This window comes from Streptomyces anthophorae (assembly GCF_049310305.1).
Lineage (GTDB): Bacteria > Actinomycetota > Actinomycetes > Streptomycetales > Streptomycetaceae > Streptomyces.
This window is the reverse complement of the sequence record NZ_JBLWQQ010000001.1, coordinates 7,129,601-7,149,551: the sequence shown is the minus strand read 5'-3', so window position 1 is coordinate 7,149,551 and position 19,951 is coordinate 7,129,601. Positions and strand designations below refer to the sequence as shown.

General features: G+C 71.5%; 19 protein-coding genes. 5 read left to right on the top strand and 14 right to left on the bottom strand.

Annotated elements, in window-relative coordinates; all coding sequences use genetic code 11:
* Nucleotides 1–12: 12 nt before the first annotated feature.
* The gene (locus tag ACNYS0_RS32465; protein WP_422478681.1) at nucleotides 13–2,508 is read right to left on the bottom strand and encodes an alpha-L-arabinofuranosidase C-terminal domain-containing protein; all 2,496 of its coding nucleotides are present in this window, start codon (nucleotides 2,506–2,508) and stop codon (nucleotides 13–15) included.
* A gap of 117 nt (nucleotides 2,509–2,625) precedes the next feature.
* Between ACNYS0_RS32465 and ACNYS0_RS32460 the strand changes: the two genes are divergently transcribed.
* Nucleotides 2,626–3,093 carry a DUF6314 family protein gene (locus ACNYS0_RS32460; RefSeq protein ID WP_422478679.1) on the top strand — a complete coding sequence of 156 codons (468 nt, stop codon included), beginning with the start codon at nucleotides 2,626–2,628 and terminating at the stop codon, nucleotides 3,091–3,093.
* Here ACNYS0_RS32460 and ACNYS0_RS32455 read toward each other — a convergent pair.
* The 3 genes from ACNYS0_RS32455 to ACNYS0_RS32445 all read right to left on the bottom strand — a co-directional run bounded on the left by ACNYS0_RS32455 (nucleotide 3,041) and on the right by ACNYS0_RS32445 (nucleotide 5,658).
* Nucleotides 3,041–3,658 (bottom strand): histidine phosphatase family protein, encoded by a 618-nt coding sequence (locus tag ACNYS0_RS32455; protein ID WP_422478677.1) that lies wholly within the window; start codon nucleotides 3,656–3,658, stop codon nucleotides 3,041–3,043. The genes ACNYS0_RS32460 and ACNYS0_RS32455 overlap by 53 nt on opposite strands.
* A gap of 88 nt (nucleotides 3,659–3,746) precedes the next feature.
* Nucleotides 3,747–4,178: a GNAT family N-acetyltransferase gene (locus ACNYS0_RS32450; RefSeq protein ID WP_422478675.1), complete on the bottom strand. Its 432-nt coding sequence runs from the start codon at nucleotides 4,176–4,178 to the stop codon at nucleotides 3,747–3,749.
* 10 nt (nucleotides 4,179–4,188) lie between these two features.
* Nucleotides 4,189–5,658, bottom strand: coding sequence for an aminotransferase-like domain-containing protein (locus ACNYS0_RS32445; RefSeq protein ID WP_422478673.1), 1,470 nt, complete (start codon nucleotides 5,656–5,658; stop codon nucleotides 4,189–4,191).
* Here ACNYS0_RS32445 and ACNYS0_RS32440 point away from each other — a divergent pair.
* Together ACNYS0_RS32440 and ACNYS0_RS32435 are read left to right on the top strand one after the other, a co-directional pair.
* On the top strand, nucleotides 5,657–6,613 hold the full coding sequence (locus tag ACNYS0_RS32440) for a DMT family transporter (RefSeq protein WP_422478671.1): 957 nt from the start codon (nucleotides 5,657–5,659) through the stop codon (nucleotides 6,611–6,613). The two genes, ACNYS0_RS32445 and ACNYS0_RS32440, sit on opposite strands and share 2 nt — an antisense overlap.
* A gap of 81 nt (nucleotides 6,614–6,694) precedes the next feature.
* Nucleotides 6,695–6,892 carry a DUF1918 domain-containing protein gene (locus ACNYS0_RS32435; protein ID WP_422478669.1) on the top strand — a complete coding sequence of 66 codons (198 nt, stop codon included), beginning with the start codon at nucleotides 6,695–6,697 and terminating at the stop codon, nucleotides 6,890–6,892.
* Nucleotides 6,893–6,922: 30 nt separating this feature from the next.
* Here the strand turns inward: ACNYS0_RS32435 and ACNYS0_RS32430 are convergent, their stop codons facing one another.
* Complete coding sequence (locus tag ACNYS0_RS32430) at nucleotides 6,923–8,122, bottom strand: glycoside hydrolase family 10-like protein (RefSeq protein ID WP_461859079.1); 1,200 nt, start codon at nucleotides 8,120–8,122, stop codon at nucleotides 6,923–6,925.
* Nucleotides 8,123–8,309: 187 nt separating this feature from the next.
* Between ACNYS0_RS32430 and ACNYS0_RS32425 the strand changes: the two genes are divergently transcribed.
* Together ACNYS0_RS32425 and ACNYS0_RS32420 are read left to right on the top strand one after the other, a co-directional pair.
* Nucleotides 8,310–9,170, top strand: a complete 861-nt coding sequence (locus ACNYS0_RS32425) for a 3-hydroxybutyryl-CoA dehydrogenase (RefSeq protein ID WP_422478665.1) — start codon at nucleotides 8,310–8,312, stop codon at nucleotides 9,168–9,170.
* A gap of 194 nt (nucleotides 9,171–9,364) precedes the next feature.
* Nucleotides 9,365–9,622: a hypothetical protein gene (locus ACNYS0_RS32420; protein ID WP_422478663.1), complete on the top strand. Its 258-nt coding sequence runs from the start codon at nucleotides 9,365–9,367 to the stop codon at nucleotides 9,620–9,622.
* A gap of 12 nt (nucleotides 9,623–9,634) precedes the next feature.
* Here the strand turns inward: ACNYS0_RS32420 and ACNYS0_RS32415 are convergent, their stop codons facing one another.
* The 9 genes from ACNYS0_RS32415 to rpmI all read right to left on the bottom strand — a co-directional run bounded on the left by ACNYS0_RS32415 (nucleotide 9,635) and on the right by rpmI (nucleotide 19,855).
* Nucleotides 9,635–10,165, bottom strand: coding sequence for an NUDIX hydrolase (locus ACNYS0_RS32415; RefSeq protein ID WP_422406197.1), 531 nt, complete (start codon nucleotides 10,163–10,165; stop codon nucleotides 9,635–9,637).
* Nucleotides 10,166–10,237: 72 nt separating this feature from the next.
* Nucleotides 10,238–11,578: an NsdA family TPR-like regulatory protein gene (locus ACNYS0_RS32410; RefSeq protein WP_422406198.1), complete on the bottom strand. Its 1,341-nt coding sequence runs from the start codon at nucleotides 11,576–11,578 to the stop codon at nucleotides 10,238–10,240.
* 288 nt (nucleotides 11,579–11,866) lie between these two features.
* Nucleotides 11,867–12,952 carry a PP2C family protein-serine/threonine phosphatase gene (locus tag ACNYS0_RS32405; protein WP_422478661.1) on the bottom strand — a complete coding sequence of 362 codons (1,086 nt, stop codon included), beginning with the start codon at nucleotides 12,950–12,952 and terminating at the stop codon, nucleotides 11,867–11,869.
* A gap of 189 nt (nucleotides 12,953–13,141) precedes the next feature.
* A complete protein-coding gene (gene pheT, locus ACNYS0_RS32400) occupies nucleotides 13,142–15,643 on the bottom strand; it encodes a phenylalanine--tRNA ligase subunit beta (RefSeq protein ID WP_422478659.1) in 2,502 nt (833 codons plus the stop codon).
* Nucleotides 15,643–16,773, bottom strand: coding sequence for a phenylalanine--tRNA ligase subunit alpha (pheS, locus tag ACNYS0_RS32395; protein WP_422478657.1), 1,131 nt, complete (start codon nucleotides 16,771–16,773; stop codon nucleotides 15,643–15,645). The genes pheT and pheS overlap by 1 nt, the downstream gene beginning before the upstream one ends.
* Before the next feature lie 152 nt (nucleotides 16,774–16,925).
* Nucleotides 16,926–18,041, bottom strand: coding sequence for a sensor histidine kinase (locus ACNYS0_RS32390; RefSeq protein ID WP_422478655.1), 1,116 nt, complete (start codon nucleotides 18,039–18,041; stop codon nucleotides 16,926–16,928).
* Between the two features lie 46 nt (nucleotides 18,042–18,087).
* On the bottom strand, nucleotides 18,088–18,930 hold the full coding sequence (locus tag ACNYS0_RS32385; RefSeq protein ID WP_422478653.1) for a TrmH family RNA methyltransferase: 843 nt from the start codon (nucleotides 18,928–18,930) through the stop codon (nucleotides 18,088–18,090).
* Nucleotides 18,931–19,177: 247 nt separating this feature from the next.
* Complete coding sequence (gene rplT, locus ACNYS0_RS32380; protein WP_266721589.1) at nucleotides 19,178–19,561, bottom strand: 50S ribosomal protein L20; 384 nt, start codon at nucleotides 19,559–19,561, stop codon at nucleotides 19,178–19,180.
* Between the two features lie 99 nt (nucleotides 19,562–19,660).
* Nucleotides 19,661–19,855: a 50S ribosomal protein L35 gene (rpmI, locus tag ACNYS0_RS32375; RefSeq protein WP_004933563.1), complete on the bottom strand. Its 195-nt coding sequence runs from the start codon at nucleotides 19,853–19,855 to the stop codon at nucleotides 19,661–19,663.
* Nucleotides 19,856–19,951: the final 96 nt, after the last annotated feature.

Below are 19,951 nucleotides of genomic sequence, written 5' to 3'. Positions count from 1 at the left end.
CACCGCTCGGGCTCAGCCCTTCTTGAGCCTCAGGAACGTCACCGAGTTCCCCGGGAACGTGTACGTGAATCGGTCGGCGACGCCGTCGAACGTCGACGTCGCCGGCTTCACGGGCCGTTCGGTCGCCGTGTTCTCGGCGTCGGGCGCCGCGGTCAGTGTCGTCACCGCCGCCGAGTCCGCGACGTCGGCGCCGCCGAGGTCGACCTTCGTACGGGCCGCGGAGTCCTGGGCGTTGACGACCTTGACGATCAGGTCGCCGGTCTTCCGGTCCTTGGTCACGACCTGGCGGAACGGCTCGGCCGGCTTGTCGTCCTTGAAGGAACCCCACTCCTGACCGTCGAGGTACAGGGTGACCTGGCGGCCGCGGACCTTGATGTCGATGTCGTAGGCGCGGCCGGTCTCGATCGAACCCGCCTTGGCGACGAGCGTCGACTTGCCGCCGTTCACGGCCTGTTCGACGGCGGACTGGGTGTTGTTCCAGCCGCCGAGGTTCCACCAGTAGTAGTTCCCGGTGTCCTTGACGCCGAAGGCCACGAGGAAGCCCTCCTTGCCGGACTTCTTGGTGGCCTTCACGTGCAGGTCGTAGTTCTGCCAGCTCGGGTCGCCCGCCGTGACCAGGGTGTTCTCGGCGGCCGCGTCGGACTGCACGTACTGGCCGTCCTGGACGGTCCACGCCCCCCTGCCGCTGCCGGTCCACTGCGCGGCGTCACCGCTGAAGTCGTCGCTCAGCAGCGTCTTCCCGTCGGCGTCGGTGACCTTGACGTCGTCGTACGCGGCACTGGTGGCCCAGGTCGACAGGCCCACGGCGCCAGTGATCGGCTCCAGGGTCGACGGGGTGGCGGTGGCACTGGACGGAACCACCCGGTCGCCGACGTTGCGCATGAAGAGCTTCTGCACCTCGTAGTCGGCCGAGCCCCACGACTTCTGGTCGTCGAACCAGATCATGTCGGGCTTCCACTGCACGGTGTCGGTGCGGGCGAACAGCGGCGCGTAGGAGGCGAGCTTGACGACGTCCGCGTTGCGTTCGAGGCCCGTCATATAGGCGGCCTCGGACATGGCGTTGGTCCACTGGTTGCCGAGCGAGGCGTACTCGCCGAGGAAGACCTTGGGGCCCTGCCGGTCGTAGGAGTCGTAGCGCTCGTTGTTCTGGAGGAACCACTGCGGGCTGTTGTAGTAGTGCTCGTCGACCATGTCGACCTTCGCGTCCTTGTTGAGCTTCCAGGCCGTGTCGAAGACCGAACCACTGTCGTCCGGGCCGGAGTTGGAGATGACGGTGATGCCCGGGTACTTCGCCTCGATGGCGGCGCGGAACTGCTTGAAGCGCGCCATGTACTCGTTCGGCAGGTTCTCCTCGTTGCCGACCGCGAGGTGTGTGAGGTGGAAGGGCTTCGGGTGACCCATGTCGGCGCGGAGCTTGCCCCACTTGCTGCCCGTGGGGCCGTTGGCGAACTCGATCAGGTCGAGCGTGTCCTGGATGTGCCGCTTCAGGAGCGCGTCGTCGTCGGTGGCCCTGTTCTGGCCGCAGCCGGAGACGAGGGCGGGGACGACGGGCAGCGGCATCGCGCCGATGTCCTCGGAGAACTGGAAGTACTCGTAGTAGCCGAGTCCGTAACTCTGGTTGTAGCCCCAGAAGTTGGCGTTGGTGGGCCGCTGCTCGACCGGGCCGACCGTGTCCTTCCACTGGTAGGCACGCTTGCGCTCGTAGCCGGAGGCCTCGTCGTACCCCTTCATGGAGCCGGTGTTCACCAGGCAGCCACCGGGGAAGCGCACGAAGCCGGGCTTGAGGTCCGCGACCTTCCGCGCGAGGTCCTCGCGCAGGCCGTTCTTGCGGCCCTTGTAGGTGTCGCGCGGGAACAGCGACACCATGTCGAGCGCGGCGTCCTTCGCCGTGGCGACGGCGAGGCGGCCCGTCGCGGTGTCCTCGCTCGGCGTGAACGTCGCCCGGTACTGGGCCCAGCCGCCGCGTGTCCGGATCGTGCGGGGCGTGGCGAGGGCGCCGTCGGCGTCGCCGAGGGTCACGGTGAGTTCGGAGTCGCCGCGCGCCCAGAGGGAGAAGTCGTACGTGGCGCCCTTCTTGAGGGTGTAGCCGGTGCCGTAGCCGGAGTTGGTGGCGCTCGCACCGGCGGCCAGCGAGAGGTAGTTGCGGTTGCGGGCGTTCAGCCGTCCGTCGTCGTCGAGGACCTTCGCCGTGCCGCTCGTCCTCCAGGCGGTCAGCGGGGCGTAGGAGCCGTTGTCGGCGGTGGAGTACTCGAAGGACCGGTTCTGGACGAGTTCGGCGTAGAGCCCGCCGTCGGCGGCCCGGTTGATGTCCTCGAAGAAGACGCCGTACATCGTGTCGTCGATGGCCGCGCCCGAGCGGGCGGGGTCGACGGTCATGGAGTAGTCGGTGGTGCCCGCCGTGGCCTCCGCCTGCGCCGCCGACGACGGCAGCACCGCCGCGCCCACCAGCAGGGACCCCACCGCGGCCCCGAGGCCCCACGTCCAGCGTCTGCGTCGTCCACGCGGCATGCGCACTCCCCAATTCTGTTCGATATCCCGTACGGCGTCCTAAACTGCGAACGGCAAGATAGGAAGCAGTGGTGCGCGCGTCAACGGTTCGCGCAGAGGTGAGCGGGAGTGGTGTGCGTGACGGGCGAACTCTGGCCGGTTTCCGATGTGTTGGTGTTCCTGGCGGGGCATTGGCGGGTCGAGCGGACGGTGCGGGACCTCGCTGCGGACGCGACGGGGACGTTCACCGGCACGACCGGCTTCACGGCCGAGGGCGAGGGGCTGCTGCACTTCGAGTCGGGGACCTTCGAGTGGCACGGGGTCGCCCGGCCCGCCGAGCGCACGCTCCGCTACCTGCCGGGCGCGGACCCCGGCACCGCCGTCGTGCGCTTCTCCGACGGGCGCTTCTTCCACGACCTGGACCTGCGGGCGGGCCACCACGTCGCCGACCACCCGTGCTCGGCCGACCTCTACCGGGGCGAGTTCACCGTGTACGACGCGGACCGGTGGCGGACCGTGTGGCGGGTGCGGGGGCCCGCCAAGGACCTGTTGCTCACGACGGACTACCGCCGAGCCGCAGATTCCAGCGGCCCTCGTGCCCGGTGACGACCGCCGTCGACAGCGGCCGCACCTCGATGTTCCAGTACGTCGACGGGGGCGCCTTCAGCGCGTAGACGAGCGCCGCGCGGACCACGGACGGTTCGGCTATCGCGACCATGCGGGTGCCGCCCTCGGCGAGTGGGGTCTCCCCTGCTCGCGCGCAGCCGAGAGCTTGGGGACGGGTGTCCAGCCAGGCCCCCGTCCGGCCGATGAACGTGAGCAGCGACTCGCCGCCGTGCGGGGCCGACCGGGGATCACCCAGCCAGCGCTCGACGGCGTCCGGTTCCACGGCCGCGATCTCCGTGAGCGTACGTCCGCGCCAGCGGCCCATGTCGCAGTCCCGCAGCGCGGGCTGGGCGAGCGGCGTGAGGCCCAGGGCGTCGCCGGTGGCGCGGCTGCGGGGTGTGGGTGAGCAGTAGCGCAGCTCGGCCGCGGCGAGGTGGGCGAGTCGCGGTGCGGCGCGCTGCACCGTGGACCAGCCGGCGTTGTCCAGCGGACGGTCGTCGTCGAAGCGCTCGTCAAGCAGGGTGGAGCTGCGGGCGGCGGCGACGAGCGTGACCGTGAGGTGCATGTGGCTGATCGTGTACTTGCGGGTAGCCGGGGTCAAGGTCTCGGGGTTCCGCCCCGGACCCCGCTGCTCAATGGCCGCAGGGGCTTGACTACGAGAAGTACAAGGCCATCCACCGCTCCGGCTGCTCCAAGGGCTTGAAGCCCACCTCCTCGTACACCCCGTGCGCGTCCTCCGTCGCCAGCAGGACGCGGCGGATGCCCAGCGGCCGGAGGTGGTCGCGGACCGCTGTCACCATCGCCTTGCCGATGCCCTTGCCGCGCACCGAGCGGTCCACGTACACGTCGCAGAGCCAGGCGAACGTCGCCTCGTCCGTGACCACGCGCGCGTAGGCGACCTGTTCGCCCGAAGCCGTGTCGTAGACGCCGAAGTTGAGGGAGCCGGCGAGGGCCTTGTCCTGCTTGTCGCGGGGGCGGCCGAGCGCCCAGTACGCGTCCTCGGACAGCCACGCGTGGACGCGGTCCGCGTCGATGCGGGCGGGGTCGGTGGATATCGCGTAGCCGTCGGGCAGAGAGCTGGTCATACGGGGATCCTCACAGGTCGGACGCGGGCGCGTCGAGCGGATTCGGGGCCGGTGCCTCCGCGCAGGCCGCCTTCAGACGGCGTACGCCCTCGGTGATCTCGGCGGTCGCCGCGACACCCACGAAGCTCAGCCGGATGTGCGGCGCCGGGGGTTCGGCCGAGAAGTACGGGCGGCCGGGGGCGACGGCGACGCCCGCGCGCAGGGCGCCAGCGACCAGCGCCGCCTCGTCGCTGCCCTCCGGCAGGCGCAGCCACAGGTGGTAGCCGCCCGCCGGGATGTGGGTGAGGTCGAGTCCGGGGAGGTCCGCGGTGACCGCGGCCGCCAGGATGTCGCGGCGCGACCTCAACTCCCCGGCCAGCGTGCGCAGATGGCGCGGCCAGGCCGGGGAGCCGACGAGTTCGAGCGTGGCCTCCTGAAGGGGGCGCGGGACGAAGAGGTGGTCGACGACCTGGATCGCGCGCAGCCGCTCCAGGACCGGGCCGCGGGCCGCGAGACAGCCGATGCGCAGGCTCGGCGACGTCGCCTTGGTGAGCGAGCAGACGTGCACCACGACGCCGTCGGGGTCGTCGGACGCGAGCGGCCGGGGCAGCGGCCCCGCGTCCTCGTGGACGAGGCGGCGCACGAAGTCGTCCTCGACGATGAACGCCCCGGCCTCCCGCGCGATCCGCAGCACCTCGGGGCGCCGGTCGGCGGAGAGCACCGCCCCCGTCGGGTTCTGGAACAGCGGCTGGCAGACGAAGAGCTTGGCGCCGGTCGCCCTGAACGCCTGCGCGAGGAGTTCGGGGCGCACCCCGTCCCGGTCCACCGGCACCGGCACGGGCCGCAGCCCCGCCGCCCGCGCGATCGCCAGCATGCCGGGATACGTGGGCGATTCGACGAGCACGGGAGCGCCGGGCGGCGCGAGCGCGCGCAGCGCTGTGGTCAGCGCGGACTGTCCGCCGAACGTGATCAGCACGTCCGAGGCGGAGACCGCCCCGCCGATGCCGCGCGCGAACCACTCGCGCAGTTCGGGCAGGCCGTCGACGGGCGGCTTGGCCCAGGCCCCGGGGCGCCGTCCGGCGCGCGCGAGCGCCGCGGACATGGCGGCGCCCGGTTGCAGTACCGGGTGCAGATAGCCGGTGTTGAGCTCGATCACGCCGGGTGGCGACGGCGAGAGCGTCACCAGGACGCCCGCCGCGTCGACGGCGCGCGGCACGACCTCCGCCGCGGCGTCCGCGCTCAGCGCGACCTCCTGCCAGGAGGTGTCGCCGACGGGCCCGGCCGAGGCCCGCGTCTCGGCCCGGTAGGCGCCGGATCCGGGGCGGGTGACGACGAGGCCCTCGGCGGCGAGCTGGCCGAGCGCCCGGGAGACCGTCACCGGGCTCACCTTGAAGCGGTCGACGAGGGAGCGGCTCGACGGCAGCTTTTCACCCGGTGAGTAGCGGTTCAGCTCGGATCGGAGCTGTTTCGCCAGTTCGGCCACGCTGCTACTCTGTTGCATGAGAGCACAGAATAGCGCTATCGAGCCGAGCCGGGTAGCAGTTCGGGCAGCGGCCACCGAGCGTCCGGCCGCCGCGCCCGCACCTTCGCAGCGGCCGGGCAGGCTGGCCGGAACGCTGCTCGGCGCCGTCGGCGTCACGTCCTTCTCGCTCACCTTCCCCGCCACCGTCTGGGGCCTGGAGGGCTTCGGCCCCTACTCCCTGATCAGCGTGCGCTGCGCGCTTGCCGCGCTCGTCGCGGGCGCCTGCCTGCTGGCCCTGCGCGTGCGCGTGCCCGAGCGGCGGCACTGGGCGGGCCTCGCCGTCGTCGCCGCGGGAGTGGTCGTCGGCTTCCCGCTGCTCACCACGCTCGCGCTGGAGACGGCGACGACCGCGCACTCCGCCGTGGTGGTCGGCCTGCTGCCGCTGACCACGGCCGTCTTCTCGTCGATACGCACCGGCTCCCGCCCCTCGCGCACGTTCTGGATCGCCGCGTGCGTGGGCGCCGTCGCGGTCATCGCGTTCACGGTGCAGCAGAGCGGCGGCTCCCTCACCCGCGCCGACCTCTTCCTGTTCGCGGCGCTGCTGATCTGCGCGGCGGCCTACACCGAGGGCGGCCGGCTCGCGTCCGTGATGCCGGGCTGGCAGGTCATCGCGTGGGCGCTCGTCCTGTGCCTGCCCCTCGCGGTGGCGGGCGCCGCGGTCTCCCTCCCGTACGAGCCCGTGCACCTGACCGGGCACGCCGTGGCGGGGCTGCTGTGGGTGGCGGTCGGCTCGCAGTTCCTCGGCCTGGTCGTCTGGTACAAGGGCATGGCGCTGATCGGCATCCCGAAGGCGAGCCAACTCCAGCTCGCCCAGCCGCTGTTGACCCTCATCTGGTCGGTCGCCCTGCTCGGCGAGGCGCTGCCGGTCGCGGCGCCGCTCACCGCGGTGGCGGTCCTGCTGTGCATCGCGGCCACCCAGCGCGCGCGTGGCTGAGGAGGGTCCCAAGCCCCGCGCGGCGCCGTACACTTGCCGCCAAACGCACGGTACGTACAGCCGTCGAGGAGGTCACTCCTGATGCGCGCAACCGTAGGGGACCAGCTCCTGGTGCACGGCCGGATCGTCGGCCAGCACGACCGGGTGGCACAGATCGTCGAAGTACTCGGGGCGGACGGCGATCCGCCGTTCCGGGTGCGGTTCGCGGACGGCCACGAGGCGATCATGTCGCCGGGCCCGGACGCGGTGGTCAGGCACCCGGCCGCGAAGAAGCCCTGACCCGGCCGGAGCGGCCGGGCGGGCAGGCGGTCAGCTGTAGTGGTCCGCCACCACGCGGGCCATCGCCCCGTTCCTGTCCTGCCCGACCTCCTTGGCCGAGAAGAAGACGTGCCCGCGCACCTCCGGGAAGCGCTCCGCGAACGTGAGGTGCCGGGACAGCTCGGCGGGGTCCTGCCAGGCGGCGGGCTGCGCCGGATCGCCCGCCTTGTAGAGCGCCTCGCCGATGTAGAGGCGCACGCCCGTGCCCCGTACGACCTTGGCCCACCACGGCACGAGCTTCGCGTAGTCGGCCGCCGCGAAGCCGATGTTCCAGTACACCTGCGGGCAGATGTAGTCGATCCACCGCTCGCGCACCCACTTGCGGGTGTCCGCGTGCAGGTCGTCGTAGGTCTGCACGCCCGCCGTGGTGTCGGAGCCCAGCGGGTCCGTGGCCCTGTTGCGCCACACCCCGAAGGGGCTGATGCCGAACCGGGTGCGGGGTCTGGTCTTCTTGATCCGCGCCGCCATCTCCCGGATCAGCCGGTCGATGTTGTCGCGCCGCCAGGCCGCCCGGTCCGGGAAGCCGCCGCCGTACTCGGCGTAGGCCGCGTCGTCGTCGAAGGTCTGGCCCGCGACGGGATACGGGTAGAAGTAGTCGTCGAAGTGCACGGCGTCGACGGGGTACTTCTCGACCGCGTCCAGCATCGCGTCCACGACGAAGCGGCGGACCTCCGGGAGGCCGGGGTTGTAGTAGAGCTTGCCGCCGTAGTTGACGACCCACTCGGGGTGCAGCCGCGCCGGGTGGGTGGGGATCAGCCGGCTCGGGTCCGTGTGGTTGGCGATCCGGTACGGGTTGCACCAGGCGTGCAGTTCGAGGCCGCGCGCGTGCGCCTCGGCGACCGCCGTGCCCAGCGGGTCCCAGCCCGGGTCCTGCCCCTGCGTTCCGGTGAGGACGACGGACCACGGTTCGTAAGCTGACGGCCACAACGCGTCGGCGGTCGGCCGGATCTGGAAGATCACGGCGTTGAGCCGACGGCGAACGGCCGTGTCCAGGTGCGCGATCAGCTCGGCACGCTGCTCGGCGGCGCTCAGCCCCGCCCGCGAGGGCCAGTCCCGGTTCGCCACCGTGGCCAGCCACATGCCCCGCAGCTCCCGCCGCACCGGCACCGACGCGACGGCGTCCGCCGCCGTCAGGGCGGTCAGCGCGAGGGCCGCCCCGAGCGTGAAACCGCGCCGCGAAATACGTGAGATACGTCCCATAGGTTCCCCCCAACCTCCTGTGACACCGTGGAGCCCGTATGAACAGGCGTTAACCCGGGCTCCACCCCACTCATGTCTACGGGGTAACGTGCGGATCCGGAAGCCCCCGGAAGGACACTGTGCCCCTGGCATCCAGGGTCCCCGGAAGAAGAGCGAAAGGCACGAGGTGACGGACCCCTTGAGTGACATCCAACGCGTCGGCGTGGTCGGCTGCGGCCAGATGGGCGCCGGAATCGCGGAGGTCTGCGCCCGTGCGGGACTCGACGTGAAGGTGGCAGAGACCACTGGCGAGGCCCTGGAGTACGGGCGCACGCGGCTGCTCAGCTCCCTGTCCAAGGCGGCCTCGCGCGGCAAGATCACCGAGGAGGAGCTGGCCGAGACGCAGGAGCGCCTCACCTTCACCACGGACCTCGGCGAGTTCTCCGACCGCGACCTCGTCATCGAGGCGGTCGTCGAGAACGAGCAGGTCAAGACGGAGATCTTCCAGGTCCTCGACCAGGTCGTGACGCGGTCCGACGCGATCCTCGCGTCGAACACCTCCTCCATCCCGCTGGTGAAGCTGGCCGTGGCGACGTCCCGCCCGGACCACGTGGTCGGCATCCACTTCTTCAACCCGGCGCCGGTGCAGAAGCTCGTCGAGCTGATCCCGGCGCTCACCACCTCCGAGGGCACGATCAGCCGCGCCCAGGCCATGGTGGAGAAGATCCTCGGCAAGCACGCGATCCGCGCCCAGGACCGCTCGGGCTTCGTGGTGAACGCGCTGCTCGTGCCGTACCTGCTCTCCTCCATCCGGATGTTCGAGTCGGGCATCGCGAGCCGCGAGGACATCGACAACGGCATGGAGCTCGGCTGCGCCCACCCGATGGGCCCGCTCAAGCTCTCCGACCTCATCGGCCTCGACACCATCGTCTCCATCGCGGACTCGATGTACGACGAGTACAAGGAGCCGCTGTACGCCGCTCCCCCGCTGTTGCAGCGGATGGTCGACGCGGGCCGGCTCGGCCGCAAGAGCGGTTCGGGCTTCTACACCTACGCCTGACCACGCTGCGTAGTCCGCGAGTGGGCCCGGTGCTCTTTGGAGCACCGGGCCCACTGCGTTCGCACGGGGAGTGCGGCGGTGACCCGCATATGCCGTTCGCACACGCTCCCGCCGCGTCCACCAGGCGAGTTGACTTCCGGTGCGTACATCAGTGACGACACGACTGATGTCACGATCGAGAAAGGAGCCAACTCGTGACGACCGACCCGGATAATCCCGTGGTCCCTGAAGAACTCGCAGAGTTACGACGGGTCTTCGAGGTCCAACTGGCCCGCATCGACGGTCAACTGGCCCTGCACACACACCGCGACGACCAGACCGCCAAGGATCAGGACGATCTCAGCACCCGGCTCAGCGCGCTCGAGAACACCCGCTGGCCGCTGCCCACGGTGGCCGCGCTGACCTCGGTCGGCGCATTGGCCATCGCGGTGTGGCAGGCCCTCGGCCATTAGCCCCGAAGGGCGCTAGCCGAGGCTTTGGTGGTGCAGGAGAAGTAGTGCGGCCGCCATGTTGGCGGCCGGGACCTCTCCGCGAGCGATCATGTCGGGGACGAGTTTGAGCGGGACCCATTCCCTGCGGTCCGACTCGAAGTCGTCCTGGGGGTGGCCGATGTACGTTCCCTCGTCGGTCCAGTAGATGTGGTGCCGGGCGTCCGTGAGGCCGTTGGACGGTTCGACGCTCATCAGGTGCCGCAGCGGTCCCGGCCGCCAGCCGGTCTCCTCCTCCAACTCCCTTGCCGCCGCGTACGCGATGTCCTCCCCGTCCTCGACGACACCCGCGGCGAGTTCCCAGCCCCAGCTGTCGGTGATGAAGCGGTGCCGCCACAGCAGGAGCACTTCGTGTGCCTCGTTGACGATCGTGGCGACGGCCACGGGGCGCAGCCGTATCACGAAGTGGTCGAGGTGCCGGCCGTCCGGCAGAGCGACGTCTGCCAGGTTGACGCTGAACCATCGGTTTGCATACACAGTTTGTTCGTTCTTTTTCGTCCACTGCACGGTTCTGCCACCTTCCGCCGAGTTGCTGGCAATATCGCAGCAGCGGCGTTCGCGGGCTCCCCGCGTAAAGGCTCACAGTGGTACGCGCAGCGCTCCGTCGATGAGTTCGGCGGCCTCGGCCGTGCCTGCACAGCCGCTACGCACGAGGTGTTCGCGGACGGCCCGGAGTCTGTCGCGCAGCCGCTGCGACTCCATGCCCCGGGCGGTCTCGGCCATTTCCACGGCGGTGGCCACGGCCTGTTCCGCGTTCCCCTGTCTGAGCTGGATCTGGCTGAGCACGGCGAGCCGGTGCACACGCCCCCGATCGTGCGCCGGGGTGTGCACCGCCTCCTGCGCGTGCTCCTTGGCGGCGGCGTAGTCCCCGAGACTCAACAGTGCCTCCGCCACCTGTACGTTGACGAATCCCGGCTGCACGTAACCCGTCTCGTCCGGCTCGTGCCCGCGCCGGATGCGGTCGGCGGCGGCCTCGGCCCGCCGGATGCACTCCAGGGCGCTCGTGCCGTCGCCGAGGTGCGCGTACGCCTTCGCCTGCATCGCGTACAGATCGGAGGCGAGCGCGGGCGAGATGTGCCGGCCCGCGGCCCGCAGCGCGGCCTCCGCGAAGGCGACCGCCTGCCGGTGGTCGCGCATGTGCAGCGACTGGTTGACGAGCAGCGCGATGACGTACGCCCCGAGTCCCCTGTCGCCGCTGGCCTTCGCGAGCCGCAGCGCCTGGTGGAAATAGCGCTGCGCGAGCCCGTGCGCGTCCGAGTCGTAGGCGCAGATGCCCGCGATGGCGACCAGGCCGCCCGTCGCCCGGTGCAGTTGGCGTCCGGTGTCGTCGGTGTAGCTGCCGCGAAGGAGCGGCGCCGCCTCGGTGTTGAGGAAGCCGACGATGCGGCTGCGCGTCGCGATGCCGCCCGCCTTGCGGTACATCTGCTCGTAGTGGGCGCGGGCCGAGCGCATCATCTCCAGGTCGGCGATGCTGACGGGGTGGCGGCCGCCGCGGGAGACGTCGTTGTCCTCGGGCGGGTTCTCCCACTCCCACACCGGCATCACGGCCGGGGTGCCGGTGACGGCCGGCGCGTCCAGGATGTGCCGGCGCTGCTGCTGGTCGGAGCGCCACAGCGCGGTGGCCCGCTCCACGAAACCGGAGAGCGTCGTCACGTGCGCCGCGGCCGGTTCGCAGGAGACGCCGAGGCCGATGTCGTCGAGGGTGACGTGCCGCTGCAACCGCGCCGCGAGGACCTCGCAGATCAGGTCGGGCACCTGGCCGCGCGGGCGCTGCCCCTTGAGCCAGCGGGCGACCGCGGTGTGTTCGTAGCGGAGGGCGAGGCCGCGGGCCTTGCCCTCCTGGTTCACATGGGCCGCGAGTCCCGCGTGGGAGATCCCGGCCTCGTCGAGAATCGCGTCCAGCAGAGTGTTGGGCTGCATCGAGAGCCTCCATTGGCTCGGTGCCGCCAGCCTAGTCGAGCGGCCTTCACACGGGGTGTGATCGGAATGCCCAACTCCGTGGCATGTGCGCTCTGTTGTGGCTGATTGGGGCCCGGTTGACTGAACTGCCTCGAAAGAGGCCGGCCGGGCCGTCGGCTCCCCCTCGTACAGCGCGGCGGCCCGTATCCGCGTCGTCCGCCCGCTCGCCTGCCCGACACACTCCGCGACGGGCGGACGACGCGGTCCCCGGCCTCGTACGGCCGGGAACCACCGGGAACGGCCGGGATCTCAGAGCACCTTGTGGGCGGTGCGCACCACGGGACCGGTGTGCTGCGCGGGCACCCTGCTCCGGTCGTTGCGCAGCACGAGCAGCGCGGCGTCGTCGCCGAGCCGGCCGCCGACGTGGCACAGGAGCCGGCTGTAGACGGCATGGATGACGGCCTGCGGGATGACAGGGCCGCGGCGCACGGCCGCGTCGAGCGTGGACCGCAGCGGGAAGAACCGGCCACGCGGATCGCGGGCGTCCTCAAGGCCGTCGGTGTGCAGCAGGAGCCCCTCGCCCGGCCGGATCCGCCCGCAGGGCACGGACGGCAGCTCGGCGGGCAGCGGGAAGGGGCCGAGCGGCGGCATCGGATCGCCCCCGCTCATCGGCTCCACACTGCGCACGGCGCCGGGGCGCAGGAGATACGGCCACGGATGCCCGCAGTTGAGCGCGTGCACCGCGCCGTCCCGCCGGATCTCCAGGAGCAGCACCGTCACGAACTCCTCGGCGAGCGGGTTCTCCGGCTCGCCTCCGCCCGCGGAGGGGTGCTCGTCGGGGGCGCGCTGGCGCAGGTAGCGGGCGTGCGCGCGCTCCAGCCGCCGCAGCAGCGCCCCGAGTTCGTCCTCGTCGTGCGCGGCCTCGCGGAAGCTGCCGAGGACGGCGCCGACGGTGCCGAGCGCGGCGATCCCGTGCCCTCGTACGTCGCCCATGACCACGCGGACGCCGTGGTCGGTGGCGACGACGTCGTACAGGTCGCCGCCGATGCGGGCGCCGGGGTCGGCCGAGAGCTGTCCCGCGGCGAGCGCGAGACCGTCGAGCCGGGGCGGCAGTGGGCGCAGCAGCGCGGACTGCGCGGCGTCGGCGACGGCCCGCGCCTCGCTCAACTCGCGTAGCAGCATGTGGCGTACACGTAATATGAGCCCGGTGCCGACGGCGAAGAAGACCGCGCTGGTCGCGATCCGCGCCCCCAGACCGTCCAGCTGCGCGAGCGGGCAGACGAACTTGTACGTCATGGCGACCGCGCCCCACACGGTCGGCAGGCCCAGCATCAACGTGCGCCGGGCGCGCCTCGGTTCGAGTCCGGTGGGCGCCCTGGTCTTGATACGGATCATGCCGACGGCTCCCTAGGCCCACTTCAGCGCGCTCGCCGGTCGGCCCGGCGGCCGCAATGATTCTGTCGACCGTCTGCCCGTTCGGGACCGGATCATCGAGAATCCTCACCCGAATGAGTGAGGGGTGCACCCGGTGTCCCGGATGCACCCCTCAGGTGCGGCTGCGCGCGCTGTCACGCGCCGGCGTGGTTACGCGCCGCGCAACACCGCGCCCGTGCGCTCGGCGGCCAGCGCCACCGCGGCGTCGCGGGCGGCCGAGGCCTCGTCGGCCTTCAGCGTGCGGTCGCCGGCCCGGAAGCCCAGGGCGTAGGCGAGCGACTTCTTGTCGTCCCCGAGCTGCTCCGCGTTCTCGTACACGTCGAACAGGCGGATGGACTCGAGGAGTTCACCGGCGCCCTCGCGCAGCGCCTGCTCGACCTCGGCGGCCGGGACCGCCTTGTCGACGACCAGCGCGACGTCCTGCGTGGCGACGGGGAACGTGGAGATCCGCGGCGCCTCGACGATGCCGCTGCCGGCCTGCTCCAGGAGGTCGAGGTCGAGCTCCATCGCGCAGGTGCGCTCGGGCAGGCTCAGCGCCTTGACGACGCGCGGGTGCAGCTCACCGGCGTGGCCGATCAGCTGCTCGCCCGCGTACAGGGCGGCGCAGCGGCCCGGGTGCCACGGCTCGTGCCGGTCGGCGCGGACCGTCAGCTCGACGTGCGCCTCGCGGGCGAGGGTGCGCGCGGCCTCGACGGCGTCCGCCCAGTCGGCCGGACGGCCCTTGCCCCACCAGCCGGCCTGCTCGCGGGCGCCCGCGAGGACGACGGCGGCGCGGCGCGGCTGCGCGGGCAGCGCGGCGTTCAGACCGGCGATCTCCTCGTCGGTCGGGCGGCGGTCGACGGGGAGGCGGACCGGGGCGGTCTCCTCGCCGGTCGGCCGGAACACCAGGCCGGTCTCGAAGAGCGCCAGGTCGTGGCTGCCGCGGCCGTCGTTGCGGCGCAGGGCGTTCAGCAGGCCCGGCAGCAGCGTCGTACGGAGCGCGGGCTCCTCGTCGTTGAGCGGGTTGATCAGCTTGACGACCTTGCGGCGGGCGTCGTCCGCCGCCAGGCCGAGCTGGTCGAAGACGCCCTCGCCCAGGAACGGGTAGTTGAGCGCCTCGACGTACCCGGCACCGGCCAGGGCACGGCCGGCGCGGCGGTGCAGGCGCTGGCGCGCGGTCAGTCCGCGGCCCGCCGGGGGCTTCGGCAGCGTGGAGGGCAGGTTCTCGTAGCCCTCCAGGCGGATGACCTCTTCGGCCAGGTCGTTCGGGTCCGCGAGGTCGGGGCGCCAGGACGGCACGGTCACCGTCAGGGCGTCCTGCCCGTACACGTCGCAGCCGACCTGCTGGAGGCGGCGCACCACGGTCTCGCGGCCGTACGCCACGCCCGCCACCTTGTCCGGGTGGTCGGCCGGGATCGTGATGGTGTGCGGCCCGGACGGGGCGACGACCTCGGTGACACCGGGCTCGACGCGACCGCCGGCGAGCAGTCCGAGCAGGTCGACGGCGCGCTGGGCGGCGGCGGATGCGGCCTGCGGGTCGACGCCGCGCTCGAAGCGCTTGGACGCCTCGGAGGACAGCTTGTGGCGGCGCGCGGTGCGGGCGATGGAGACGGCGTCGAAGTGCGCGGCCTCGATGACGACGTCGGTGGTACCGGCGTCCTCCGCGTGGTCCGCGATCTCCGTGTTGGCGCCGCCCATCACGCCGGCGAGGCCGATCGGGCCGCGCTCGTCGGTGATGACCAGGTCCTCGGCGTCGAGCTTGCGCTTGGTGCCGTCGAGGGTGGTGAGCTGCTCGCCCTGCTCGGCGCGGCGGACGCCGATCGCGCCCTGCACGAGGGAGCGGTCGTAGGCGTGCAGCGGCTGGCCGAGCTCCATCATCACGTAGTTCGTGACGTCGACGGCCAGCGAGATCGGGCGCATGCCGACCTTCTGGAGGCGGCGCTGGAGCCAGATCGGCGAGCGGGCCTCGGGGGCCAGGCCGCCGACCGTGCGCGCGGTGAAGCGGTCGCAGCCGAGGCGGTCGGTGATCTGCACCGGGTAGCCGTCGGCGTTCGGCGTCGGAACGTCGAGGAGCGCCGGGTCGCGCAGCGGCAGACCGTAGGCGATGGCGGCCTCGCGGGCGACGCCGCGGATGGACAGGCAGTCGCCGCGGTTGGCGGTGACGGCGATGTCGAGGACCTCGTCGACGAGTTCGAGGAGCTCGATCGCGTCGGTGCCGACCTCGTGCTCGGGCGGCAGCACGATGATGCCGCCGCTGCCGTCGTCGCCCATGCCCAGCTCGTCGCCGGAGCAGATCATGCCGTGCGAGGTCTTGCCGTACGTCTTGCGCGCGGCGATCGCGAAGTCGCCGGGCAGCACGGCGCCCGGCAGGACCACGACGACCTTGTCGCCGACGGCGAAGTTCCGGGCGCCGCAGACGATCTCCTGCGGCTCGCCCGTGCCGTTGGCCTGACCGACGTCGACCGTGCAGAAGCGGATCGGCTTCTTGAAGCCCTCCAGCTCCTCGATGGTCTTGACCTGACCGACGACGAGGGGGCCCTTGAGGCCGGCGCCGAGCTGCTCGACCGTCTCGACCTCAAGGCCCGCGGAAACGAGCTTGGCCTGCACGTCGCGGCCGGTCTCGGAGGCGGGGAGGTCGACGTACTCCCGCAGCCAGGAAAGCGGGATACGCATCAGATCTCCATCCCGAACGGCCGGGTGAAGCGCACGTCACCCTCGACCATGTCTCGCATGTCTTCGACGTTGTGGCGGAACATCAGCATCCGTTCGATGCCGAACCCGAAGGCGAATCCGCTGTACTTCTCGGGGTCCACACCGCAGGCGACGAGCACCTTCGGGTTGACCATGCCGCAGCCGCCCAGCTCGATCCAGCCCTCGGAGGAGCAGGTGCGGCAGGGGCGGTCCGGGTTGCCGACGGACTCGCCGCGGCAGACGTAGCAGACCATGTCCATCTCGGCGGACGGCTCGGTGAACGGGAAGAAGTTCGGGCGCAGCCGCGTCTTCATGCCCTGGCCGAAGAGCGCCTGGACCATGTGGTCGAGGGTGCCCTTGAGGTCCGCCATGGTCAGGCCCTCGTCGATGGCGAGCAGCTCGACCTGGTTGAACACGGGGGTGTGCGTGGCGTCCAGCTCGTCGGAGCGGTACACACGGCCGGGGCAGATCACGTAGACCGGGGGCTCCCGGTCCAGCATCGAGCGGATCTGCACGGGAGAGGTGTGCGTGCGCAGCACCAGACCCGCCTCGTCCTCGCCCTTCGACTCCTGGGCGCCCTCGACGAAGAAGGTGTCCTGGGTGCCGCGGGCGGGGTGGTCCGGGCCGATGTTGAGCGCGTCGAAGTTGAACCACTCGGCCTCGATCTCCGGGCCCTCGGCGACCTCGTAGCCCATGGCCACGAAGACGTCCTCGATGCGCTCGGAGAGCGTGGTCAGCGGGTGCCGGGCGCCGGCCTGCGCGCGGTCGTAGGGCAGCGTGACGTCCACGGCCTCCTCGACCAGGACGCGCGCGTCGCGCTCGGCCTCCAGCTCGGCCTGGCGGGCGGCGAGGCCCCGGCCGACGGCGGCGCGGGCCTGGCCCACGAGCTTTCCTGCCGCGGCCTTGGCCTGCGGCGGCAGCGCGCCGATCTCGCGGTTGGCGAGCGCCAGCGGCGAGGTGCCGCCGGCGTGCGCGACCTTGGCCTCCTGAAGCGCCTCGAGCGAGTCCGCGGCGGCGAAGGCGGCGAGCGCCTCCTCCTGCACGCGCTCGATCTCTTCCGGTTTCAGTGCCTCGACCTCGACAGGGTCGTACGACTTGTTCGGTGCCGACATCTCTTCCCGTGCTTCCGATTGGCGTGGCTGATGGTCCCGCAGACGCGTTCGACGGCCGTCGAGTGGCGGGGACGCAAACGTGCCAAAGGACGAGTCTAACGGGGGTGAGGTGTGCGGATGCGCCCGTGGTGCCCGACGGCCGGCTGCTTCGGTCAGCTGGTGAGATACGCCGGTGTCGCCACGGGCAACGTAAATCGGAACTCGGCTCCGCCCCCGGGCGCCCGGCCGACGGTGATCGTCCCGCCGTGGGCCTCGACGATGCCCTTCACGATGTAGAGCCCCAGGCCCGTGCCCCCACGCTTGCTGCCCCGCCAGAAGCGGGTGAAGACGCGGTTCATGGACTCCTCCGGGATGCCGGGGCCCTCGTCGGAGACGGTGACCGATGTGCCGGTGGGCGTGGTGGGCTCTACGTCAATGGTGACGGTTCCCTCGCCGTGGCGCACGGCGTTTTCCAGCAGGTTGCTGAGCACCTGGTCGACCTTGTCGGGATCGGCCCACGGATCGGGCAGCGGATGCTTGACGCGCAGCAGGAACCGGTCGGCCGACTGGCCCGAGGCGACGTGCGCCTGGATGTGCCGGGAGACGGCGGCCGCGATGTCGACGGGCTGGCGCCGCAGTTCGAGCCGCCCCGAGTCGATGCGCGAGATGTCGAGGAGCTCGGCGATCAGCCGGGTCACCCGGTTCGCGTCGGCGTCGACGGTCTCCAGCATCAGCCGCTTCTGCTCGTCCGTGAACCGCTCCCACTTGGCGAGCAGCGTCGCGGTGAAGCCCTTGACCGAGGTCAGCGGGGAACGCAGCTCGTGGGCGACGGTGGCGATCAGCTCGGCGTGGCTGCGTTCGGTACGCCGCCGGGCCTCGGTGTCCCGCAGCGACACGACGACGCGGCGCACGGGCCCCCTCGGCCGCACCCGCACGTAACGCGCGGTGACCAGGACCTCCCGGCCGCCCGGCAGCAGCAGGTTCCGCTCCGGCTGTCCGGCCCGGATGGCGAGCCCGCCGTACGGGTCGGTGAGCTGCCACCAGCGGCGGCCTTCGAGATCTTCCAGGGGCAGGACGCGGTCGAGCGGGGCGTCGAGGGCGGTGTCCGCGCGGACCGCGGTGATGCGCTGCGCGGCGACGTTGAAGCAGATGACGCGGCCGCGCTCGTCCGCGACGACGAGGCCGTCGGGCAGATCGTCGGGGTGCACGCCGAGCGCCGCGAGACCTTCGGGACCGGACGCCTCGGAGCCGGTCAGGCCGCGCGAGCCGCTGCCATTGACGACGCTCATCTCCCGCGCTCCCCCTCCCGGCGGTCGATCCGGAAGAGTCACCCTACTAGCCGGGAGTGACGGAGCGGCACCCTCCGGGGGCACGCTGCGCACGCGCTGAGGCGTACAGGCACACGGCCGCGGCCGTCGCGAGGTTGAGGCTCTCGGCCTTGCCGTGGATGGGCACGCGCACGACGGCGTCGGCGAGTGCGCGGGTCTCCTCCGGCAGCCCCCAGGCCTCGTTGCCGAACACCCAGGCGGTCGCGGCGCCCATGGTCCCCTGGTCCAGCTCGGCGTCGAGGTCGTCCTCGCCCGCCCCGTCGGCGGCGAGGATCCTCACCCCCGCCTCCTTGAGCCCGGCGACGGCCTCCTCGACGGGTACGCCGACGGCGACCGGCAGATGGAACAGGGATCCGACGGAGGCCCGCACGGCCTTGGGGTTGTACAGATCCACGGAGGCGTCGGTCAGCACGACGGCCTCGGCGCCGGCGGCGTCGGCGCACCGCAGCACGGTCCCGGCGTTCCCGGGGTCGCGTACGTGCGCGAGGACGGCGACGAGCTGGGGCCGCGCGGCGAGGATCTCCTCGAACGGTGTGTCCAGGAACCGGCACACACCCACGAGCCCCTGCGGGGTGACCGTCGTCGAGATGTCACCGATGACGTCCTCTTCGGCGAGGTGCACGCGGGCGCCCGCGTCCCTGGCCTCCCCGACGATGTCGGCGTAGCGCTCGGCGGCGTCGACGGTCGCGAACAGCTCGACGAGCCCGCCGTGCGCGGCAGCCTCCCGCACGGCCTGCGGCCCCTCCGCGAGGAACAGCCGCTCCTTCCCCCGGAAGTTCCGCTTGGCCAGCCGCCGCGCGGCGCTCACGCGGGGCGACTTGGGTGAGATCAACTCGGGCGTTGCGACCATGCGCCTAACTTTCAGCAGGATGACGGGGTTGGGGCCTGAGGAACTGTTGCGCGGCACCGCCTGGGCCTCAATCGCCGGCGGGGCTTGATGTGGGTCACCTGATCAAGCCCCTGCGGCGATTGAGCAGCCGGGGTCCGGGGCGGGAGCCCCGTGCGGTGCAGCATGCGGCGACGGGGGCCGGAACAACGTGGGACCCGCAAGCCACACGGCTTGCGGGTCCCACGTCACATCCGGCTCAGCGGAGCGTTCACGCAGCCTTGGGCGCGTTCACGTCCGCCGGAAGCGCCTTCTGCGCAACCTCGACGAGGGCGGCGAACGCGTTGATGTCGTTCACGGCCAGCTCGGCCAGCATCTTGCGGTCCACCTCGATGTTGGCGGCCTTCAGACCCTGGATGAGGCGGTTGTACGTCATGCCGTTCTGGCGGGCAGCGGCGTTGATGCGCTGGATCCACAGCTGACGGAAGTCGCCCTTGCGCTTCTTGCGGTCGTTGTAGTTGTAGACGAGGGAGTGGGTGACCTGCTCCTTCGCCTTGCGGTACAGACGCGAACGCTGACCGCGGTAGCCGCTGGCCTGCTCGAGGATCGCCCGACGCTTCTTGTGCGCGTTCACCGCGCGCTTGACGCGTGCCACTGTTAACTCCTTGTAGCGGGGCCGGGGTTGTCTTCACCCGGCCCGAATTCGATTGGGTCCCGGTCTAGCCGACGTACAGGGCGCTGATGCGCCCGTACATCACTTGCCGAGAAGCTTCTTGATCTTCGCGGCGTCGCCCGGGGCCATCTCGGCGTTGCCGGTGAGGCGACGCGTCACGCGGGACGACTTGTGCTCGAGCAGGTGGCGCTTGCCGGCGCGCTCACGGAGCACCTTGCCGGAGCCGGTGACCTTGAAGCGCTTGCTGGCACCGCTGTGCGACTTGTTCTTCGGCATGGCGCCGTTCTCTCCTCGTCAGTGGCATTCCCGGCCGGTCCGTGCGCGAGGCGCGAACCGGCCGTGGTGGAACGTCAGTTGTGTCAGTTGGTATCC